The sequence below is a fragment of the Pelagirhabdus alkalitolerans genome, from assembly GCF_900096905.1.
In the GTDB taxonomy this organism is placed as follows: Bacteria; Bacillota; Bacilli; order Bacillales; family Amphibacillaceae; genus Pelagirhabdus; species Pelagirhabdus alkalitolerans.
In genome coordinates this window covers 310665-331745 of record NZ_FMYI01000001.1, presented here as the reverse complement: position 1 = coordinate 331745, position 21081 = coordinate 310665, and the positions used below count along the sequence as shown (strand labels likewise).

Annotated in this window: 19 protein-coding genes; 8 read left to right on the top strand and 11 right to left on the bottom strand. The window is 39.2% G+C overall.

The features are described 5' to 3' along the window. The first annotated feature begins 56 nt into the window (after positions 1-56). Both BLR62_RS01520 and BLR62_RS01515 read left to right on the top strand, forming a co-directional pair. Positions 57-1481, top strand: coding sequence for a PTS transporter subunit EIIC (locus BLR62_RS01520; protein WP_090792247.1), 1425 nt, complete (start codon positions 57-59; stop codon positions 1479-1481). A gap of 25 nt (positions 1482-1506) precedes the next feature. After that, complete coding sequence (locus tag BLR62_RS01515) at positions 1507-2349, top strand: Nif3-like dinuclear metal center hexameric protein (protein WP_090792244.1); 843 nt, start codon at positions 1507-1509, stop codon at positions 2347-2349. A 61-nt stretch (positions 2350-2410) separates the two neighbouring features. On the opposite strand, the gene BLR62_RS01510 is transcribed toward BLR62_RS01515, so the two are convergent. Continuing rightward, on the bottom strand, positions 2411-3364 hold the full coding sequence (locus tag BLR62_RS01510; RefSeq protein ID WP_218119741.1) for an alpha/beta hydrolase: 954 nt from the start codon (positions 3362-3364) through the stop codon (positions 2411-2413). 175 nt (positions 3365-3539) lie between these two features. Here BLR62_RS01510 and BLR62_RS01505 point away from each other — a divergent pair, with 175 nt between their 5' ends. Further along, positions 3540-4490 (top strand): helix-turn-helix transcriptional regulator, encoded by a 951-nt coding sequence (locus BLR62_RS01505; RefSeq protein WP_090792241.1) that lies wholly within the window; start codon positions 3540-3542, stop codon positions 4488-4490. A 63-nt stretch (positions 4491-4553) separates the two neighbouring features. Beyond that, complete coding sequence (locus tag BLR62_RS01500; RefSeq protein ID WP_176759175.1) at positions 4554-5189, top strand: DUF4352 domain-containing protein; 636 nt, start codon at positions 4554-4556, stop codon at positions 5187-5189. Between the two features lie 43 nt (positions 5190-5232). Here BLR62_RS01500 and BLR62_RS01495 read toward each other — a convergent pair whose 3' ends face one another. Together BLR62_RS01495 and BLR62_RS01490 are read right to left on the bottom strand one after the other, a co-directional pair. Continuing rightward, on the bottom strand, positions 5233-5853 hold the full coding sequence (locus BLR62_RS01495) for a GNAT family N-acetyltransferase (protein ID WP_090792234.1): 621 nt from the start codon (positions 5851-5853) through the stop codon (positions 5233-5235). Between the two features lie 28 nt (positions 5854-5881). Then, entirely contained in the window at positions 5882-6688 is an 807-nt protein-coding gene (locus tag BLR62_RS01490; RefSeq protein WP_090792231.1) for a MerR family DNA-binding transcriptional regulator, read from the bottom strand. Between the two features lie 103 nt (positions 6689-6791). Between BLR62_RS01490 and BLR62_RS01485 the strand changes: the two genes are divergently transcribed. Continuing rightward, positions 6792-7190: a hypothetical protein gene (locus BLR62_RS01485; protein WP_090792229.1), complete on the top strand. Its 399-nt coding sequence runs from the start codon at positions 6792-6794 to the stop codon at positions 7188-7190. Positions 7191-7240: 50 nt separating this feature from the next. Here BLR62_RS01485 and BLR62_RS01480 read toward each other — a convergent pair whose 3' ends face one another. The 3 genes from BLR62_RS01480 to BLR62_RS01470 all read right to left on the bottom strand — a co-directional run bounded on the left by BLR62_RS01480 (position 7241) and on the right by BLR62_RS01470 (position 11548). Next, a complete protein-coding gene (locus BLR62_RS01480; RefSeq protein ID WP_090792226.1) occupies positions 7241-8608 on the bottom strand; it encodes an alanine/glycine:cation symporter family protein in 1368 nt (455 codons plus the stop codon). Positions 8609-8793: 185 nt separating this feature from the next. Beyond that, complete coding sequence (locus BLR62_RS01475) at positions 8794-10188, bottom strand: MATE family efflux transporter (protein WP_090792223.1); 1395 nt, start codon at positions 10186-10188, stop codon at positions 8794-8796. A 169-nt stretch (positions 10189-10357) separates the two neighbouring features. Continuing rightward, the gene (locus BLR62_RS01470; RefSeq protein WP_090792220.1) at positions 10358-11548 is read right to left on the bottom strand and encodes a coenzyme F420-0:L-glutamate ligase; all 1191 of its coding nucleotides are present in this window, start codon (positions 11546-11548) and stop codon (positions 10358-10360) included. A gap of 114 nt (positions 11549-11662) precedes the next feature. Between BLR62_RS01470 and BLR62_RS01465 the strand changes: the two genes are divergently transcribed. The 3 genes from BLR62_RS01465 to BLR62_RS01455 are packed head-to-tail and all read left to right on the top strand — an operon-like array spanning position 11663 to position 14312. Next, positions 11663-12568 (top strand): LysR family transcriptional regulator, encoded by a 906-nt coding sequence (locus tag BLR62_RS01465; RefSeq protein ID WP_090792218.1) that lies wholly within the window; start codon positions 11663-11665, stop codon positions 12566-12568. A gap of 42 nt (positions 12569-12610) precedes the next feature. Beyond that, on the top strand, positions 12611-13723 hold the full coding sequence (gene ald, locus BLR62_RS01460) for an alanine dehydrogenase (RefSeq protein ID WP_090792216.1): 1113 nt from the start codon (positions 12611-12613) through the stop codon (positions 13721-13723). 28 nt (positions 13724-13751) lie between these two features. After that, the gene (locus BLR62_RS01455) at positions 13752-14312 is read left to right on the top strand and encodes a hypothetical protein (protein WP_090792213.1); all 561 of its coding nucleotides are present in this window, start codon (positions 13752-13754) and stop codon (positions 14310-14312) included. Positions 14313-14357: 45 nt separating this feature from the next. Here the strand turns inward: BLR62_RS01455 and BLR62_RS01450 are convergent, their stop codons facing one another. The 5 genes from BLR62_RS01450 to BLR62_RS01430 form a co-directional block, all read right to left on the bottom strand. Continuing rightward, complete coding sequence (locus BLR62_RS01450) at positions 14358-14948, bottom strand: superoxide dismutase family protein (protein WP_090792211.1); 591 nt, start codon at positions 14946-14948, stop codon at positions 14358-14360. Positions 14949-15320: 372 nt separating this feature from the next. Then, positions 15321-16751, bottom strand: coding sequence for a glycoside hydrolase family 1 protein (locus BLR62_RS01445; protein ID WP_090792208.1), 1431 nt, complete (start codon positions 16749-16751; stop codon positions 15321-15323). Positions 16752-16819: 68 nt separating this feature from the next. Further along, complete coding sequence (locus BLR62_RS01440) at positions 16820-18748, bottom strand: beta-glucoside-specific PTS transporter subunit IIABC (RefSeq protein WP_090792205.1); 1929 nt, start codon at positions 18746-18748, stop codon at positions 16820-16822. A 221-nt stretch (positions 18749-18969) separates the two neighbouring features. Further along, on the bottom strand, positions 18970-19845 hold the full coding sequence (gene licT, locus BLR62_RS01435; protein WP_090792202.1) for a BglG family transcription antiterminator LicT: 876 nt from the start codon (positions 19843-19845) through the stop codon (positions 18970-18972). Between the two features lie 149 nt (positions 19846-19994). Beyond that, positions 19995-20981 carry a hypothetical protein gene (locus BLR62_RS01430; RefSeq protein WP_090792199.1) on the bottom strand — a complete coding sequence of 329 codons (987 nt, stop codon included), beginning with the start codon at positions 20979-20981 and terminating at the stop codon, positions 19995-19997. Positions 20982-21081: the final 100 nt, after the last annotated feature.

Sequence of the window (21081 nt, the reverse complement as noted above, 5' to 3'; positions counted from 1 at the left end):
GGTTCTTTTTACCCACAATTGGAACCGGTTCTAAAAACTTAGTAGGAGGAAGTAAAATGGCTAAAGTAGACTATAAAGCATCAGCAAAAAAAGTGTTAGAAGAAGTTGGTGGGAAAGAAAATATTGACCATATTGCTCATTGTGCGACGCGCTTACGTCTGAATTTGAAAATTGAAGACAATGTAAATGATGATAACTTAAAGGAAATTGAGGGTATTATTGGTGTGACACGTGCAGGTGGGCAAATTCAACTTATAGTGGGTCAAGAAGTTACGTACCTTTATGAAGAAGTTAAGCAATTAGCCGAGTTTACAGATGGTGATCAAACTTCACAGAAAACGGAATCGAAAGAGAGTTCGTTTTCAGTGAAAAAAGTCGGTGCTAAAATATTAGATGGCCTTTCTGGTAGTTTAACACCAGCGATTCCACTTATTATTGTGGCGGCATTCTTTAAATTGATTGAAGCGGTTATTGGACCGGAAATGTTGGGATGGGCAAGTGAGACAAGTGATCTGTATGTGTTAGCTCAGTTTGTTGGTGATACAACCTTTTACTTCTTTCCTATTATTATAGGGTATACATCAGCTAAAAAGTTCAATGCATCGCCTCTTATGGGTATCTTTCTTGGGAGCATTATGTTGCACCCTACATTTTCTCAGTTGGCTGAAGAAGGAAGCGCATTTAGTGTTTACGGGATTCCAACATTAGTCCAAGACTATTCAAATACGCTTTTACCGATTATCCTAAGTGTTTGGATCATGTCATATGTCGAGCGTTACTTTAATGATACGATTCCTGGTGCATTTAAGAGCATTTTAGCACCGTCATTAACCATTGTTGTTATGTTGCCAATTACTTTAAGTGTATTAGGGCCTGCAGGTGCTATTCTCGGACGAAGTATCAGTGAAGGTTTATTAGGTTTAGAAGGCGTGGTAGGCTTTATTGGTGTTGCACTGGTCGGTGCGTTGTTCCAATTACTCGTTTTAACAGGGATGCATATTATTTTAATTGCTTCATTAATTGAGGCATTCTTAGCAAACGGTAGTGAAAGTTTTGTAGCACCTGGTCTAGCTGCTGCGAGTTTCGCTGTAGGTGGTATGTGTCTAGGTGCCGCACTAAAACTAAGAAACAAAGATGAAAAATCATTGGCGTGGGGTTATTTTATATCGATGATTGTAGCAGGCGTGAGTGAACCGGGTTTATACGGTATTGGTATTCGTTATAAAAAACCTATGATTGGTATGATTACAGGTGGTTTTGCGGGTGGATTATATCTCGGTATCATGAATTCGGGACACTTTAATTTAATTCCATTAACCAATTTATTAAGTTTACTAGCATTTACCGGTCATACAACAGCTAATTTGATTCATGGGATTATCGGATGTCTTATTGCTTTTGGTGTTGCAGCTCTTATGACTTACTTTTTAACCAACACCAAAGAGTCTTCGCCATCTGCAAAAGAAGAGATGGTTAAATAAATTTAGAGAAAGAAATGTGATAATAATGAAAATAATAGATGTGATTAATCAAATAAGCGAAGGTGCTCAAGCTACACAAATTGATCGTGATCATACGGTTGATAAGGTTATTATAGGAGATGAGTTTCAAGAGGTGACGGGCATTGTGACGACATTCATGGCAACGATTGACGTCATTCATCAGACGATCAAAAAAAATGCCAATTTAATCATCACTCATGAACCGACATGGTTTAATGGGCGTGACGACCACCATTGGTTGGAGAACGATCCTGTTTATAAACAAAAAAGGCAGTTAATTGAGAATCATAATCTGGTGATTTGGCGTTTCCATGATTACATGCATGCCGCTCATGAAGATTTGATTTATAAAGGTTTTAATGAGGTTATGAATTGGGAGTCTTACCAATTGAAGGGGGACTCTCAAAGTAAAAATCCTTTAGAGAGAGCAAATATTTGCTATGCTATTCCGGAAACAACAATTGACGATCTATTAACCGTAATAAAAGAAAAGCTAAATATGGAAGTCGTTCGTTATATTGGATCGCCACAAGCGTCTGCAAAAAGAGTCGGTCTCCTTCTTGGGGGGAGTAGCCTAGGATTGGGAGATGAAAAAAATCCAATGAAGCTAGTCAATTCACAAAATTTAGATACAGTCATCTGCGGTGATATCACGGAATGGACGCTCAGTGCCTACATGAGAGATGCGTACATGATGGGGATGAATAAAACGATGATTATTCTTGGTCATGAAAAAAGTGAAGAAGTAGGTATGAGCAATATTGTGCCATGGATCCAATCCTTAATTTCTGATGTGCCTGTTCATTTTGTTGAAGCGGATGAACCTTTTGATTATTTTTATCAATAACAATAAAGACATCTTAACGTCTATTGGACATTGAGATGTCTTTATTTGTCTTTAACTACTATTAAAACTCAACTGTACGCGCCATGTGTGTATCTAAAAAGTGTTCTATTGTTTCTTCATATGCCCGTTTATCTGTCACGTAACTATAGGTGTGTTTAGCACCTGGAACGATATAAAGTTGTTTCGACGTATTCAACGCTTCATATAGGTCGTAAGCCATTGATGTTGGCACGAAGTCATCCGCATCACCGTGTATGATCAATGTCGGTGTGTCAGACTTTTTAACTTGTTCAACAGGTGCGGCTTCATGGAACCAATAGCCTGCTTTTAATTTAGTGATAAAACTTGTCATCGGAATAAATGGATGAGGCGGTAATTTATAACTTGTTCTTAACTGGTGCGCCAATTCCTTTGATACCGAACTAAATGCACAGTCTGAAATCACTGCTTTAACATTCGTCGGTAGGTCTTCGCCACTAACGTTTAGTACAGTCGCACCGCCCATGCTAATTCCGTATAAAATAATTTCGGCTGATGCACCGAAACGTGAAATGAGCTCGTCAATCCAAACGAGATAATCGCGTCTTTCTGGCCAACCGAAGCCAATATAATCCCCTTCACTTTCTCCGTGTCCTCTTGCATCAGGCAATAACAGATTAAAATCTAAATCATGAAATAACTTAGAAAAAGGTGCCATCTCCTTATTGTTTCCGTTATAACCGTGAGCAAGGATTGCTATTTTTTTCGATTCTGTTTTAGCTGGAATAAATAAACCAGATAAACGCAACTGATCATTGGATGTGACAGTCATCCATTCTGAATCAACGGACTGAAACCATTCCTTTTCATCTTTCCAAGGGTCATTTGGCACGACATTAATCGGATCATAATCAGGATGGGCGATTTTTTTCTTAAGGCCTACCGATTGATTATAAAAATATAGACCACTTGTGATCAATAATCCTGCCGATGTACCAAGACCAATGGCAAGTGCTGCTTTCATTTTTTTATTCATCTATGTGACTCCCTTCACGTCAAATCTGTTATGTCTATTATAAGCTTTACAATTGAAAAAATAAAAGCAGATGATTAAGAGGTAGAAATTTCATACAATGTGACATATTTAGTACTTGTTTCAATGGTAAAATAGTAATAGCCATATCATGTTAAAAATGTAGGGGAGTGGTCATGTGAGTAAAGTGAGTAATTGTTTACAGATGATTCAAGTGTTAATGGCTCGTCCTAAAGTAAAGATTCAAGATTTAGCTGATGAGTTAGAAGTGAAACCACGTATGGTTAGAGTGTACCGTGATGAATTAGAAAAAGCGGGAATCTATATTCAAAGTGAACGTGGGATTAACGGCGGGTATTCTCTAGATTCGCGATCTATTCTACCGATTCGTAACTTCACCTCAGATGAAGTTCAAGAGCTTCAAATTGCGATTCAATCTTATTTATCCAAGCAACCGAATCTTGAAACAACGCTCAATAATGCCTTGGAAAAAATCAGAGCATTCCAACGTGATCAAGAGCTCAGTAGTCGACATTTTTATTTTGCGAACGATCATTTGATTAATACAGAAATCGGTAATGAGTCGGAACACTATAAACAATTATTTGATGCATTTAGTCAAAGACGAAAAGTTTTAATCGCTTATGAAGCAGCATCAACAAGTGAAGTTACAACTCGAACCATCCATCCATATGCATTCGTCGTGTATGATGAAAGTATGTATTGTGTGGCGTTTTGCGAATTAAAACAAGCGATGCGAACCTTTAAAATTATTCGGATACATAGCCTAAAGCAACAAAAAGAACGTTATACGATTCCACAAGCATTTGATATTCGGGAACAGTTTCCTAAGCTCGGGTTTATTCAAGAACCTCAAAAAGTAGAATTAATCATCAAATCACCGACATCAAATTTGGTAAAAGAATCAATTTATGGTATTGATCAAGTGATTGAACCTTTAGAAAATAATGCGATCCGCTTTAAAGCAACCTTAAACGGTTCAGAATCCATTAAGCGATGGATTCTTGGTATGGGAACGAATGTACAAGTCATCGGTCCTGCTACATTAAAACAAGAGATTCATAAAGAAATAAAACAGATGTTAAATCAATATAAAGATTTGTACTGACATAAAGGTTACCTCATGAGTCGATATAGTAGAGCCATCAGCATTCATAAGGAGGAATATATAATGAAAAAAATCTTAAAATGGGTAGCGATTGCTTTTGTGGGACTGATTGTAATAGGGGCATTACTCAGTGACGATGACTCAGAAACAGCAGAAACAGAAGCGACAGATCAGCAAGAAACAGAAGAGGCAGAAGATGAAGAAAGCAGCGAAGAAGCAAATGACGACAGTGATGACGAAGTGGAAGAGGCAGATGAATCAGACGATTCTGATGATGTAACAGTAGCGGGTATTGGAGACGCTGCTACAATTGCTGATGTGACGTTTACCGTAAATGAAGTCAATACAACAGAAGAGATCACGTCGGATAATGAATTCATCGATCCGGTAACGACGAGTGGGAAATTTGTTTTAATCGATGTGACCATTGATAATGATAAACAAGAGAGCATTACGATTAATTCATCGTTTTTTACATTACATGATGAAAACGGAACAGAATACGATCCTTCAACAGATGGAGGGATTATGATGAACTTAGACGATGATGATTTCTTCTTAGAGCAAATTAACCCAGGCCTTGATCGCACAGGGACAGTGGTCTTTGAAGTAGGTAGTGATGTCGATGTATCATCTTCTAAACTGGAAGCTCAAACAGGTTTCTGGGGCACAGAACGTATTGAAATTAACTTAAATTAAACTAACAAACCCTTAAGACGATCAGTGTCTTAAGGGTTTGTTTTTATCTCGGTTTAGATTCTCTTAACATCGCATAGAATGTCATGTTGAGCGAAGGGATATTGTGCTGATTCACAACTTTAAATCCGAAATGTTCATAGATCGAGACGTTTTTCTCCGTTTCTGTTTCTAAATAGATCGGCAGTAGTTCTTGATCGGCTTGTTTGATGATATGCTGAAGCAAAGCTTTGCCATGTCCTTTCCCTTGATGATCAGAATGGATACCAAATAGCATGACATAGAAGTAGTCTTTATATGAAGACGTGAATGACTTTCGATCTTTTTTCGATAATTTCATAAATGGATCTAATCGCTTAAGTGGCTCGCGTCCGACTTGAAGGCCGTATTTCATAGCACCACTCATTAACATCCGCCAAGGAGTCATGCTAGCGTATCGTCCTCTCGTATAGACGATGACACCTTCTAAGTCGTCAGAAGGGCTGTAAACATACCCGTACTTTAAAGCGTATGTGACAGGGACTAAAAAGAATGCTTGATATTGCTTTAAGAAATTCGCTTCATTTTCAAATGCATGTTTTAGCGGGTCATTCATAAATGCATTGGCTAAAACCTCTTTAACGTCCTCTAAATCATCATGTTTGATTTCATAAAATCGAGTAGACATGGTGTTTCCTCCTTTTTAATCCTCTCAGTTAAGGCAAAATCAATTTAAAATTAGCTTCACCTTCAGTGTATTTAAGGTGGTAGGTCGGATTAGTTAAATCGAGTTGCTCATCAATTTGCTCGGTTTTAAAGGTGAGCTGTGCATGTTTTTCGTTAATAAATTGTTTGACCTGTTGATCTGTTAAGTTCCCTTCATTGATGGTATAGCGTTGTTCATTAATGATGAGGTGCGGTAATTCTGAGACAGGCTTTGAATCAAGGCAGTCAAAGAATAAATAGCTTGAAATACTATTGTTTGAGTTGATATAAACCATGCCGACCTCAAGCCCATAATGCCCTTTTGCCTCTGTGATTGTTTTAGCGAATGCTCCTAGTGCAGCATATGCCGTTTGATTGTTTAATTCACCTTCAAAGGGTGAGACATAATAGGTTCTAGCACTTTCTGTTATTCGAAAAGCTCCGTTTGAAAGTTGTTTAGATAAGTTCAGGCTCGCTCTTAAGTCATTCATCAAGGCAAACTGGGTTTCAATTAATTTGATCTTTTCTTCCGCTATTTTTTTTCCGTAATCTAAGAAATCATTTAGGTTAATGGAACTGTGTTCATCGGATAAAAATTTATTCAGTGTTTTTAACGGGATGCCGAGCTCAATCGCAGCTTGAATGACAAAAACGAGATGTACTTGACTTAAGCTGTAGTAACGATAACGTGAATCTGGATCGATATAGACAGGGATTAAAACACCAACCTTCTCATAGTAACGTAAAGACTTGATGTGTGTACCTGTTAGTTGCTGCAATTGCCCTATTGTTAATAAATTTTGATTAAATCGCTCCATAACCTTGACTCTCCTACTGTGGGATTGTTTATGCTTATCTTTAGGTTACACTGCCATTGCATAAAAAACAAGACAATAATGAGGTAAGACGAGGGGGATTATTATGGTAGATAAATATTTTTTTAGAATTATTTATATAATTGAAGTGGTTATTGCTGTGATTATTACAGCTGGAATGATGGTTGGTATATTTCAAATGAGTAAACAACTACTTGATTTATACCTTTCTACAAATGGTCAGTCCTATGATGCGATTAAGACATTTTTAAGTTTAGGATTGATGATTGTGATTGGGATTGAGCTCGTTTTAGTGTTATTAGCATCATCAACGACGCATTTAATGGAATTGATCTTATATGCCGCAGCTCAAAAGATGTTGATTTACAGTGACACGATGCTCGATGTGTTGGTCGCAGCTGTTGCGATCGCGATTATTTTTGCGACAAAGAAATATTTACTAACGAGAGACGATAACAAAAATGAACACATAGAACATGGATGATCAAATAAGACCGCAATCCTTATTCATATTAGGCTTGCGGTCTTGTTGTGTTATTTTTCATACTTGGAAGGTTTATGATGTAAAAAATTGCTTTCATAATCATTGGCGACTTTGATGACAAGTGACACCATCCCGATCAGGGCAATTAAGTTGGGAATAATCATTAACGCATTAAACGTATCCGCTAGTTCCCAAACGACTTCTGCGTTGATCGTGGTGCCAATCACAATAAAGATTAAAACAGCGGCACGATAAAATGAAATGCCCTTTTTCCCGGCTAAATATTTAACGTTGGCTTCGCCGAAGTAGTACCAACTAATAATCGTGGATAATGAAAAGAAAAATAAACAGATGGCAATAAACGTCGTACCAAAGTTTCCAAATCCAATATTAAAGCCTTCTTGTGTCAGTTGAGCGCCAAATAAACCTGATGAGAACGAACCTGTTGTTAAGATCACGAGTGCAGTTAGCGTACAGACAACCCCTGTATCGATCACAACTCCCATGAAGGAAACGAGTCCTTGTTGGGCAGGGTGTTTAACTTTAGCAACAGCATGGGCGTGTGGTGTTGAGCCCATACCAGCTTCGTTTGAGAAAAGGCCTCGTGCAATTCCGTAACGGAAACTTTCTCTAATTGATACACCAATGACACCACCCGTTGCTGCAGTAGGATTAAACGCGCCGTGGAAGATCATCTGAAATGCCGGTATGATATTCTCGCGATGCATGATAATGATGATGAGTGAACCCACAATGTAAAAACCAGCCATAACGGGCACTAGTTTTTCTGTAAATGATGCAATCCGCTTGATACCCCCAACAATAATAAGGCCGACAAGGATAGCGATGACGACACCTGTGACAACGTTTGGAATATCAAACGCCATATCAACGGATTCAGCGATGGAGCTCGATTGCACCATGTTCCCCATAAAGCCAAGTGCTACAATGATTGTAATCGCGAAGAAGCTCGCTAAGAATGGACTGCCTAATCCTTTTTTGATGTAGTAGGCAGGTCCACCCGTCACTTCACCATCGACACGTTCTGTGTGAAGTTGAGCTAAGATTGCTTCTGCAAAAATCGTCCCCATCCCGAAGAAACCACTAACCCACATCCAAAACACAGCGCCGGGTCCACCAGCTGCAACAGCTGTTGCGACACCTGCAAGGTTCCCGGTTCCGACTTGTGCCGCGATCGCTGTTGTCAGTGCTTGGAAAGAAGAAATGCCATCTTCATCAGGCGCTTTTCGTTTTGAAAAGAGCCCGCCAAATGTTTCAGTGAAGGCTAATTTTAATTTTCTAATCTGTAGGAACCGTAAACGGAGGGTAAATAATACACCTGTTCCGACCAAAAATAAAAGCATGACTGGTCCCCATAAAATAGCGTTAATTGATTCTATAAGTGCGATAACGTCCATAATAATCTCCTTTTTGTTCATCTATTCACATAAATAGACTGTAAATTCTAACAATTAACTTAGCACAAAAACAAACGGTTGAGAAGTCTTTTTTCTGAAAGTGACTAAATTAAATTTTTGGTTGCGTTATCATCAAAAAAATTAAAGCGCCTCTCATCAAATTTGATTGGAGGCGCTTGGTTTCGTTAGGATCGAGCCATTCGTAGGACTTCCTTGGAGCCAATTGATAAATGATAAGCGAGTTTGCTCGTATCCCCATTTAAAAGTTTTTGCGTAAAAACATAGGATGAACCGAGTGGGATCACGGCACTGATCCAAGCAAGGGGATTGGCCATAATCGCACCACTAAACCCGAATGCTTGAGATAAAGTAAGGGCACCGAATACACGCGCGAGAAGTTCCATTATGCCTGCAAGGGTTGGGGCAAAACTATTGCCTAATCCTTGAATCGTATGGCGCAGAACGAAAACGAGTGCTAAAAATAGATAGAAGGGTGCTTGGATATGGAAGAACTGTTCAGTCAAATCAAGTACCGCAGCCCCTCCCTCATCAACGAAGAAAGATGACCAGAAACGTCCTGTGAAGAATAAAAACAGACCGATCAATAGCGCATAGCTTAATGTGATCGTTAAACCAGTCTTTATCCCTTGTTTGATTCGATCAAACTGTTTCGCGCCAAAGTTTTGAGCCGTGAATGTCGACATGGTCACCCCAAATGTTTGAAGCGGCATCGTTAAAAGCTGATCGATCTTACTAGCTGCTGTAAACGCGGCAACAGATAAAGCGCCGAGTTGGTTTAATGTCATTTGCACAGCAATCGATCCAATCGCTATAATCGAATATTGAAAACCATAAGGCAGTCCGATTCTTAAGTGCGCTTTATATTCAGACCATTCAAGTGTCCAATCTTCTTTTCGAACACGTAAAATTCGGACGTAACGTTTAATGTAGATTAAGCACAAAATGGATGCAATAAGTTGAGAGATAATCGTCGCATACCCAGCACCAGCGACATTCATCCCGAATCCTAAAATAAAAACGTAATCTAGTATGATATTTAATAGTGATGTGATGATCAAAAAGATGAGCGGCGTACGACTATCGCCAATCGCCCGTAAAATATTCGATAGGAAGTTAAACATAACCGTCGCACCGATCCCTGCAAAAATCACGACTAAATAGTCATAGGCTTGGTCGATTATTTCAGGTGGCGTTTGCATAAACTCTAAAATATTGCGTGTGTTTGCTGTGGCGATGATCGTGATAAGAAGACTGGCTACGGCAGCTATAATGACACTAACGCCTAAGCTTTTTCTTAGTGCTACCTCATCCTTTTTGCCAAACCGCTGAGCAGTAATAACAGCAAGTCCTGCAGTTAGCCCAATCGCCAGTCCCAAAATGAAGAACATAATACTGCCGGTTGACCCCACCGCAGCTAAGGCATCCATGCCTAACGTTTGGCTAACGATAAACGTATCAGCCATACTATAAAACTGTTGAAAGATATTACCTAATAGCATCGGTAAAGTGAAGAACATAATTAATTTAAACGGACGTCCCGTTGTCATATCTTGATTCATTTTGCACCTCGTGTGTTAGCGTTATCTGTATGTTCTCAAACTAGTATAGTCGCTTAAGGTGAAAATGCAAGACGTTTACACTAAAAACACCCAAGAAATAAGAAATACGAAAAATTTGTCCTAATAATACAAAAAACGTCCAATCACGATTGTGACCAGACGTTTTAAGTTAGCTCGTATAATTGTCAAAGTAGCCTTGGATATAAACGATCGGTGTGCCTTTGTCACCACTCCCAGATGTTAAATCAGCGAGTGAACCAATTAAATCTGTTAATTGACGAGGCGTTGTACCTTGTGCTTCCATTTCACCGACTAAGTCATCACCTTTGTTCGTGATGTGTTTCTTAATGGCGTCTTGAAGTTCTTCACCATCTAAGTCTTTAAAGTTATTATCGGCTAAGTATTTTAGTTTTACTTCATTGGGTGTTCCGATTAGTCCATCTGTAAAAGCAGGTGAGACAACTGGGTCGGCAAGTTCCCATATCTTACCGGCAGGGTCTTTAAACGCTCCATCACCGTATACCATCACTTCAATTTGACGTTCTGTTTTTGTTTGTAATGTATTTTGAATTTTTTCCACAATTGGTTGAGCATTGTTTGGAAACAGTTTAATACGGTCTTCAGTCGATTTGTTTGAGCCGAGTAGTCCGTAGGCTTCATTAAAGCCGCTGCCATCAACTGGCTGATCCAAAATATTATCTAGACTGTAAACAGTTTTAGCTCCGTTTGCCTGTAAAATACGTTTGGTTCGTTCACGCGTGTGAATGTCACATGCGAGGACGTGCTCGGTATAGTCGAGAATAGAGCTTGGGTTATTTGAGAAGATAATCTCACATTCAACACCTGTTGCCTCTACAATCGCTTGGTAATAATCGATGTAATCAACACCTGTAAATGTATGTTTTTTATGACCGAAATGGTTTCGGAATTGTTCGAGCGTTAATACATCTGTCCATGGATTGACGCCAGCTTCGTCAAGCTCATCTAATTCCACAAGATGATTCCCGACTTCGTCAGACGGATAGCTAAACATAATCACAATGCGTTTGGCACCTTTTGCAATACCACGAAGTAATGTCGCAAATCGATTACGACTTAATATAGGGAAAATAACCCCAACGGTGTGATCACCAAATTTATCTTTAATGTCTGATGCAATTGCATCAGTCGAAGCGTAGTTTCCTTGTGCGCGTGCCACGATCGATTCAGTGATGGCTACAATATCTTTATCTTGTGCTTTAAATCCTTCAACGTCCATTGCTTTTAGGACACTATCGACAACAATCTCATCAATGGCGTCTCCTTCATTAATAATTGGGCATCTAAGTCCTCGCGTAATGGTTCCAACAACTCTTTCCATTCTAAATCGCTCCTCGTTATTGATATCTTAAATCGCTTACACTTATCACTATACACGATTGACTAGATATAAGTAAAATTAATAGATATAATAGTTATGATAAGGAGAGTGAATATGACTACAAAATTAGACCTCTATCGAATATTTGCGATGGTTGCTGAGCAAAACGGTTTTTCTAAGGCAGGTGTAAAACTGCATATGTCACAGTCAGCCGTCAGTCAAGCAATCAAGCAGTTAGAAGAAGAATTAGATACGCATTTATTTTACAGAACGAAAAAAGGCGCAGCCCTAACTAAAGAAGGCGAGACGATGTATGAATATGTTCAATCAGCTCTGCAACTCTTTTATGCGGGGGAACAAGCACTTCATAAAATGAAGCAATTGGAAACAGGTGAATTGAAAATGGGGGTGGGGGATGCGATTATGAAGCATCTATTATTGCCGTTTTTAGAAGCCTTTCACCGTGAATACCCGATGTTAAAGTTTAAAGTGATCAACGGCACAACGTATGAATTGATTCATTTGCTAAAAGCATCAGAAATTGACTTAGCGATTTGTCATTTGCCGATCGAAGAAAACGCAATTGAGTCGCACCCACTCTATGATGTGCAAGATACATTTGTATGTGGTCCTAAAGACAAAAACGAATTTCAAGAACCTGTGGACTTAGAGCGTTTGATTGACTACCCGATTATTTCATTTGAATCAAAATCTCATTCAAGGCATTATGTTCAACGATTTTTAAAATCAAAAGGTGTTCTGTTAGAACCTGCTTTTGAACTCGGTTCGTATGAGTTGTTAGTTGAGTTTGCTAAATTGAATTTAGGGATTGCATCTGTCGTCAGAGAGTTTGCCCACCAAGCGATTCAAGATCAGGACGTGTTTGAAATCCCGCTCAATACCCCCATTCCGAAACGATCTGTTGGTATTTGTTATTTGAAGTCTGTCCCGTTATCGATGGCGTCGTTAACATTTGTTGAATTTTTGCAAAAACATAAAACGATTGAACGCACTTCGTGATATGATAGCTTTATTAATCGATAATCAAGGTGGGTGTTCCTTATGAAAATTGGTGTACCAAAAGAAATTAAAAATCATGAACAACGTGTGGCAATGACACCACTCGGGGTTCAATTACTGACGCGTGACAATCATCAAGTAAAAATTGAAAAAGGCGCAGGTGAGGCAGCGGGTTTTTCTGATGAAGCCTACAAAGAAGCAGGAGCCCTTTTAACCGATTCATCAGCTGAAGTTTGGCAGCAGGAACTGATTGTTAAAGTGAAAGAGCCTCAAGCAACTGAGTACCATTTTTTTAGAGAGGGCATGATTTTGTTAACGTATTTACACTTAGCAAACGAACCTGAATTAACAAACGCATTAAAAGAAAAAGGTGTTACTGCTATTGCCTATGAAACGATGACAAAAGACCAATCCGATTTACCGATGTTAACACCGATGAGCCAAATCGCCGGTCGATTATCTGTTCAACTAGCGGCGCATTATCTGCAAAGCCCTAAAGGTGGGAAAGGCATTCTTTTAGGGGGTGTTCCTGGCGTTGAAAATGGGCACGTCGTCATTATAGGTGGAGGTGTCGCTGGACAAAACGCCTTGCAAATCGCTAAAGGATTAGGTGCTCACGTGACGTTATTAGATGTTAAACCGAGTGTACTTCAAAAAATTGAAGAAGTTTACGGCAATGAAGTCGTCACGTTAATGTCTAATGAAGTCAATATCGCACAAGCTGTCCAAAAAGCAGATATCGTAATTGGGGCTGTTTTAATTCCAGGTTCTAAAGCGCCAACGCTTGTGACAGAAGAGATGGTAAAAGCGATGAAACCAGGTTCTGTCATTGTTGATATTGCAGTCGACCAAGGCGGTATTTTTGAGACAGAAGACCATACGACAACACATGATGATCCTGTTTATATGAAACACGGTATTTTGCATTATGCTGTGGCGAATATGCCAGGCGCTGTACCGAAGACATCAACGATCGCATTGACGGACGTGACCATTCCCTATGTTTTAAAGATTGCTAATTCAGGTATTGAACAAGTAGCAAAGCAAGATACAATGGTGTATTCAGGTATTAATACGTATCAAGGTTACATCACAAATGAAGCAATTGCTGACACATTTAATGAAGATTATCGTTCGCTATCTAAATTACTGTAACAACATGTCTCAAAAAAGGGTGTTTTCAATGAAGAAATGGTTTGGACTTATTGTGTTGATGGTTTTCTTCGTAGGCTGTCAGTCAGGGGAGTCGATTGATCAAGCAGATATCGATGCCTATGACGTGAATCAAATAGAAGATTACGTGTCAGAAGATGATTTTATCTTTCGTTTAGTGACGGAACAAGAGGCGTATGATGAATCTGAAGAGGTTAATTTATTCGGAGAGATTGAGTATGTAGGTGAAGAGGAAGAGGTGACGATTCTACATGCGTCATCGGCTGTTTTCTTTTTAATTGAAGAAAAGGTACGTGGCTATGAGATCGGTTCAACTGTTGAAGATATCGGGTTATCTACCACGCTTGAACAAGGGGAAGTACACCGTGAACCGTATGAAAAGAGCGGTGGCTATAGTCAAGGAGAAGATCAGGACTATATAGACTTCGTTGAGGATTTTATGGAACGTGAAGGCTTTCCAAGAGGGTTTTATGAAATCAATGCTCGAACAGACTTTACGGTTGAACAAGAAAATGGTGCAAGTGAGCGGATTGAGATGGAAGCAACGGTTGACTTTAAAGTAAATCAATAGAAAAAAGTAAAAAGGTTGGAAGCATATAAACATGCTCCCAACCTTTCATTCGCCAATCACACCACAAGCGATGCGATCACCAGCATCACCAGCTGGTTGTGAAAAATAATCATCGGGGCCTGAGTGTATCACGAGCGATGTCCCCTCTTCTGTGAAAAGAGTGTTCTCATGGTCACGTTTCAGTGAAACCATCGGCGCCTCAACTTCTGCATAAACAGTGCCATCTTCATTCACATGAATATTTTCTAAATCACCTGCATGGGGTCCTTCGGGATGATTGAATCCGTGTTTACTATCTGTTGGATTATAATGCCCACCGGCTGATTCGAAATTTGGTGGAATGCACTCTCCTACGTCGTGGATATGAAAGCCAAGCTCACCCGGTGGTAAGTCTTGTCCTTCAAAAATAATGTTCACACCGCCTTCTTCTTTTTCTGTTAATGTGGCATTTGCAACAGGGTTACCCTCTGTATTCATCAAGGTCACTTCCACTTCTTTTAAATCATGTGCACTCACTTCAATAGACTCATCAAGTTGATCATCACCTGATCTAGTGTCTTGTTGATCTTGCTCTGCGCATGCTGACAAGCTAATAATAATCATGATGGTCAATAAACTTTGCCCAACTCTCTTCATATCAAACCTCCTAATTGTTGTGTCGTTAAATAGTTTCTACACCTTTAGGTAAAATTAAACCTATAAATTCACGATAAAAAAGAGTCTGGGACAAAACAAAAATGAATATCTTAAAACACGAACAATCCGATCAAAAGGTCACCGCAATCTGAAATGGACTCCCTTTCTGCGGGCACGGCCTCAGCTAACTTTAGAAGCAAAAATCGCTTCTAAAGTGGATCTTCAGCTCGTGCTTTTCCCGCAAGAGTCTCATCCATTTCAGATTGCTGTGAGATATGTAAACAAATAGCCGGACAAAAATAGTTAAAATACTATTTTTGTCCGGCTATTACATTGACTTATTTACTTTTGTCTCAGACTCTTAACGTATCTTTATAGTTTTTGACCATTTGATTCAATGACATCTTTATACCAATAGAATGATTTTTTGCGTTTTCTTTCAAGTGTACCTGAGCCGTCATCGTGTTTATCAACGTAGATAAACCCGTAACGTTTAGCATATTGACCGCTAGATGCGCTCACTAAGTCGATACAACCCCAGCTTGTATAGCCAATGAGGTCAACGCCATCTTTAACAGCTTCACCCATTTGTTTGATGTGCTCACGAAGGTAATCAATTCTGTAATCGTCTTGGATCGAGCCATCTTCTTCGACTTTGTCATAAGCACCAAGACCGTTTTCAACGATCATAAGTGGCTTTTCATAACGGCCATATAATTCATTTAGTGCAATTCTTAAGCCAACCGGATCAATTTCCCATCCCCAGTCACTTGCTTTTAAGAATGGATTTTTCACACCGCCGACTAAGTTACCTTGTCCCATTTCTTCAGGTGTTTTTTCTTTTTTATCGGTACGGGACATATAGTAACTAAATGAAATAAAGTCGACTGTCCCTTCTTTGATTGTTTCTAAATCCCCTTCTTTAATATCAAGTTTAATGTCATTTTCTTCGAAATAACGCTTGGCAAAGTAAGGGTATTCCCCGCGAACTTGAACGTCACCACAGAAGAAATTGAATAAGTCTGACTCACGACGTGCGTGCATCACGTTTTCTGGGTTTGAATCAAATGGATAAACCGGCGCATAAATCAACATACAGCCAACTTGTGATTTAGGAATGATCTCTTTTGCTTTTTTGACTGTGCGTGCACTTGCCACAAATTGATGGTGAAGGCCTTGGAAACTATCTTGCAGGCGTGTTTCTTCATTTTCAGGTGAGAAACCAAGCCCGAATAAAGGCATATGTGTCGCGCCGTTTATTTCATTGAACGTTAACCAATACTTCACTTTATTTTTGTAACGTGTCAAAATCGTTTCAACATAACGATCGAAAAATTCAATCAGCTTGCGATTACGCCAGCCACCATATTCTTTGATTAAATGAAGGGGCGTTTCATAGTGTGCAATAGTGACGAGTGGTTCAATTCCGTGTTTATGCAGTTCATCAAAGACACGATCATAAAAGGCAAGTCCTTCCTCGTTTGGATGGGTTTCATCTCCATTAGGGAAGATTCGACTCCATGCAATACTTAACCTGAATACTTTAAAACCCATTTCAGCAAATAACGCAATGTCTTCTTTATAACGATGATAGAAGTCGATGCCTTCATGGTTTGGGTAGGTATATTTTGATTGATCGATTTCAAAATCAAAACCGGTTGATCCCATAAGTTCTAATCGCTTCTTGCCACCTGGTAGAACGTCAGCTAAATTGAGTCCTTTCCCGCCTTCTTGGTAAGCACCTTCAAATTGGTTGGCTGCGGTTGCACCGCCCCATAAAAAGTCTTTTGGAAATTGATACATGTTGTTGTCCTCCTTATAATTGATTGATGTGAGGAGTTGGGTTAATACCAACTCCGCTTTTTTCTCTGTTAGGCTTTTGCTCTGAGTTCTAAAATTAAATCGTCAAGTGTTGTTTTGTCTAAGTCGATAATCGAAATATCGAATTGTTGATGGTTCGTTACGATAACAGGTGTTGTTAGCGCATAGCCTTCTGCTTCGATTTCTTTACGATCAAATTCAAGAATAGTTTGTCCTCTTTCAACTCGATCACCTTGAGCAACTTTTGCTTCAAAATGTTTACCATCTAATTTTACCGTATCCATCCCAACATGAATCAAGATTTCTGCACCTTCATCAGAAGTGATGCCTACAGCATGATGAGTTGGAAATAGTGTCGTAACTGTTCCAGCTACTGGTGCGTAAACCGTATTTTCATCAGGTTCAATCGCAATCCCTTTACCAATCGCACCAGATGCAAAAGCAGTATCATCAATTTTTTCTAATGGTGTGACGCGACCAACAATAGGGCTTGTTACAACAGCGTTTTGAACGGGTCCATTAATAGGTTCGACAGATGGCTTAGATGCTTTATTACCTGATGCTTCTTCGTTTTCTTCAAATTTACGAATGTTGAAGAAGAAGTAAGTTAAGACAAAGGCTAAAACAAAGCCAACAACAGCTGCGATGAGTGCACCGAATAGACCTGCATCAAATCCATCTGGTCCGATGAAACTTGGGATTTGGAAAATACCAAGTCCGCCCATAACATAGCCAGTTGTGTTGAAGAAACCAAGAATGGCACCACCGACAGCAGATGAAATTAATGTATAAATAAATGGCCATTTCAACGGTAAAACAATCCCGTACATACCCGGCTCAGTAACCCCGAATACAGATGATATAAAGGCGGGTGCACTTAATGTTTTAGTGTTTTGATTATTTGATTTAATCCAAACCGCTAATATTGCACCGGCTAATGCGAATGAATGTGCAAATATTAGTGCTAATACAGAGTCTTGACCGTGAACGGCAAAATTGTTCATCGCAATCGGTACAAGTCCCCAGTGTAGACCGAACATAACAAAGACTAACCAGAAGAAACCTAAGAATATACCAGCAATAACAGGGCTTAAGCTATAAGCACCCATTGCCACTTCACTAACGAGTTGAGATGCCCATGTTGCAATCGGTCCAATAATAATAAATGTTAAAGGAACGACAATGAGTAACGTAAACATTGGGACTAAGAACATCTGAACGACAGATGGAATAACCTTTTTAAATGATTTTTCTAATTTTGCAGCAAATAGTGTTGCAATAACAATTGGAATAACTGACATCGAGTAAGTCATCAAAATAACTGGTATGCCTAGAAATTCAATATAGACAGGTGATTCAAACATAGTACCAGTGAATAGTGTATATAAAGGATCTCCAGCTTCTGGAATCCCTTCAAGCGCTGGATAGACAAGCGCCATCCCGATCACCATACCAAGAAACGGGGTTCCACCAAACTTTTTCATCGCTGAGTAACCTAAAATAACCGGTAAGAAGTAAAAGAGTGCATCGCCCGTTGCATCAAGTACAATATACGTACCATCGGCTTCGGTTAACCAGCCAAGTGCTATAAATAAAGCATTGAAACCTTTGATCATACCAGAAGCTGCAAGGACACTTAAGATTGGTGTGAAAATCCCCGAGATCATATCGATGAAACGATCGAATAGACTCCCCTGTTCACCATTGTCCTCATCACTTGCTTGTTGTTCAGTGAAACCACCTTCTTCTGCCACTGCTTTATAAACATCCGGTACGTGGTTACCGATGACGACCTGGTATTGGCCGCCACTTTTCATAACCGTGACAACACCGTCCATATTTTTAAGTGTTTCGGTGTTTGCTTTGTCTTCGTCTTTTAATTTAAAACGAAGTCGTGTAATACAGTGAACGACACTTTTTACATTGTCTTTTCCGCCGACATTTTCGAGAATGTCTTTTGCTAATTGTTCATGAGCCATTGTAAGCCACCCTTTCTTATTTTAAAAAATTTGAATAAAAAAACCTGAACTAATCTACAGGAGACAGACGGCACACACGTACGTGCGACATCTTGTGTAGATTAGTTCAGGTTATGCCCAATTCAGGTAACATTCCTAAACGTTTAGTATACAATTTTTGCGTTTCGTTAATATTAACACTTTAAAATTAACACGCTTACATAAGTAAGTCAAGACAAAATTTAAGCGTTTTCACTATTTTTCATATCCTCTGATTTGTTGTGTCGATTCGTCACGCGATGAATATGAACGGTCAAATAAACTTTTTCATCTTGTGATAGAGACCAATTATAGTTTTTTTCTAAAAATAGATTGATCCGTTCTGTACAGGCGTACGCGTGCTGATATTTAAGCATGACTTGATCGTGCAGAAAATCGTCAACGGTGTCATCAGCTTTTTCTTTTCTGACGAAACGAATGGAGAAATATCTTAAATGTGTCACAAACCGTTCATAGTTAATGGAGCTTTCATCGAGATCCATTTGGTAATAATATTTCACGATGTTTAAAATACTATTAACCATATCGGTCATTTGTACGGCGGTTTGCATGTTCTCACCCGATATTTGACTGTTGACTAAGTGAAGCGCGATTGATCCCGCATCATCTTCTGGCAAACGAGCACCCGTATGCTTTTGAATAATATCAAGTGCGGTTTGAGCGATTTCAAATTCTTTCTTGTAGTATTTTCTCACTTCATAAAGCAGGTTGTTTTTTAGTTCAATTCCTTGTTCGTAACGTGAAATGGCGAAACTAATGTGATCGGTTAAGGCCACATATAAGTATTCATCTAGCTGATAGGGGAGAATCGATTGAGCGTGCGCGAGTATTTCTGATGAGATGTCTAAATACTTTTCAGATGTATGTTTTAATAATTCGTTCAGTTTTTCCGAAGTCTCTAAGTTCTGAAGAATGAAGGTTTTCTCAATTTGATCAGGGTCAATGACTTCACCCGGTCTTTTTTGAAAAGCTAAACCTTTCCCCATGACAACCATTTCTTGATCGTGTTCATTCATCGTAATGACGACGTTATTATTTAGGACTTTCTTAATCTCCATTTCACGACCTCCATTTTAAAAATCATACTCTTTTCGAACGATTTACTTAATTAACGTTCTATCACAGTCATTATGAAGTGTCAAGAAACGACAATAAGACAAGTCATAGGTATAAAAACCTGTGACTTGTCTCCTTTTTAAGTGATTGATCATGATGATAAAAGGTGTTTAACTTGTGAGCGGGTTGGCATGCGAGAACGAATGGATTGAAGCAAATCGATCATCCCGCGTGTTGATAAAACAGCCATAAATGCAATCAATCCTAATTTACCTCCTGCAAGGTCAAAATACGGTTGACTGAACATGAACAAGATCCCAACTGCTAAACCAGTCAGTACCAAGTATTTAGTGCTAGGCAAACGATTAAGTGAGGTCATGCCGGCAAAGGTTCCAGCCATCATAACAAGTAGAATTAGATCATTATTAGAAGGGTTAAATAGTAGAATGAGGAGTGTACCAGCGAATGACACAAAACTAGAGGCGAATACAGGGCTTACAGAACAGTAGTTGTGTAACCTAAAGGTCAACGTGCTTGCTACAATGGCATAGATGATCAAAATGATCCCTTGGTTCCAGTCATTTAATGGTGCTTGCTGCAAAGGGTGGCCCATGGCGATGCTTGAGACAAACGTTCCGACTAAAGCGATCGCGCCTAGTTTTCCACCGTAACCATTTAAGAATGTACGGCTTGATTGATAGAGACATGCTGATACAATGCCGGCGATAAATATACAAAAGAGTGTAGGTAAGAATGTTGAACAGCTCATCCCTACAAAGGCACCGCAATAGAGAGGGGTTGCCTGCTTTTTGAAAAATACGGCGCTAACCATACCAACAAAGGCAGCTGCTATAACCGCATTTAGCGGTAAAGCATTGTGTAATAAATAAGTCACAGATGCCCCAATTATCACGGCGAACGTCATGTTGACAAAATGAACTCCGTTTTGTCCTTTAGGTGGGCCTTTTATTCGAATGTCTTCGTATTCATTGCTTAACGCAATTAACATCGTCCCAAATAGGAATGCGAATAAGCTAATCAAAATAGGAGGTTCATTTGAGAGAACCATTTGCGCCAATGTCAATGTGAAGAGGGTAACAGAAAAGACGGATAACAAGAGAAAGCTCGTCAGTCGCATGATGCCCACCTCCTTTTTCAAAAACTTACCTTATACAAAACAATACCCAAATTTGTGAACATTTTAACATAAAAATCTTTTAGAATTGTCAGTTAATTAC

Excerpts from the sequence above, each read along its gene's own strand:
- BLR62_RS01520 (WP_090792247.1), top strand. The coding sequence starts at position 57 with ATGGCTAAAGTAGACTATAAAGCATCAGCAAAAAAAGTGTTAGAAGAA.
- BLR62_RS01515 (WP_090792244.1), top strand. The coding sequence starts at position 1,507 with ATGAAAATAATAGATGTGATTAATCAAATAAGCGAAGGTGCTCAAGCT.
- BLR62_RS01510 (WP_218119741.1), bottom strand. The coding sequence starts at position 3,364 with ATGAATAAAAAAATGAAAGCAGCACTTGCCATTGGTCTTGGTACATCG.
- BLR62_RS01500 (WP_176759175.1), top strand. The coding sequence starts at position 4,554 with ATGAAAAAAATCTTAAAATGGGTAGCGATTGCTTTTGTGGGACTGATT.
- BLR62_RS01495 (WP_090792234.1), bottom strand. The coding sequence starts at position 5,853 with ATGTCTACTCGATTTTATGAAATCAAACATGATGATTTAGAGGACGTT.
- BLR62_RS01490 (WP_090792231.1), bottom strand. The coding sequence starts at position 6,688 with ATGGAGCGATTTAATCAAAATTTATTAACAATAGGGCAATTGCAGCAA.
- BLR62_RS01485 (WP_090792229.1), top strand. The coding sequence starts at position 6,792 with ATGGTAGATAAATATTTTTTTAGAATTATTTATATAATTGAAGTGGTT.
- BLR62_RS01480 (WP_090792226.1), bottom strand. The coding sequence starts at position 8,608 with ATGGACGTTATCGCACTTATAGAATCAATTAACGCTATTTTATGGGGA.
- BLR62_RS01475 (WP_090792223.1), bottom strand. The coding sequence starts at position 10,188 with ATGAATCAAGATATGACAACGGGACGTCCGTTTAAATTAATTATGTTC.
- BLR62_RS01470 (WP_090792220.1), bottom strand. The coding sequence starts at position 11,548 with ATGGAAAGAGTTGTTGGAACCATTACGCGAGGACTTAGATGCCCAATT.
- BLR62_RS01465 (WP_090792218.1), top strand. The coding sequence starts at position 11,663 with ATGACTACAAAATTAGACCTCTATCGAATATTTGCGATGGTTGCTGAG.
- ald (WP_090792216.1), top strand. The coding sequence starts at position 12,611 with ATGAAAATTGGTGTACCAAAAGAAATTAAAAATCATGAACAACGTGTG.
- BLR62_RS01455 (WP_090792213.1), top strand. The coding sequence starts at position 13,752 with ATGAAGAAATGGTTTGGACTTATTGTGTTGATGGTTTTCTTCGTAGGC.
- BLR62_RS01450 (WP_090792211.1), bottom strand. The coding sequence starts at position 14,948 with ATGAAGAGAGTTGGGCAAAGTTTATTGACCATCATGATTATTATTAGC.
- BLR62_RS01445 (WP_090792208.1), bottom strand. The coding sequence starts at position 16,751 with ATGTATCAATTTCCAAAAGACTTTTTATGGGGCGGTGCAACCGCAGCC.
- BLR62_RS01440 (WP_090792205.1), bottom strand. The coding sequence starts at position 18,748 with ATGGCTCATGAACAATTAGCAAAAGACATTCTCGAAAATGTCGGCGGA.
- licT (WP_090792202.1), bottom strand. The coding sequence starts at position 19,845 with ATGGAGATTAAGAAAGTCCTAAATAATAACGTCGTCATTACGATGAAT.
- BLR62_RS01430 (WP_090792199.1), bottom strand. The coding sequence starts at position 20,981 with ATGCGACTGACGAGCTTTCTCTTGTTATCCGTCTTTTCTGTTACCCTC.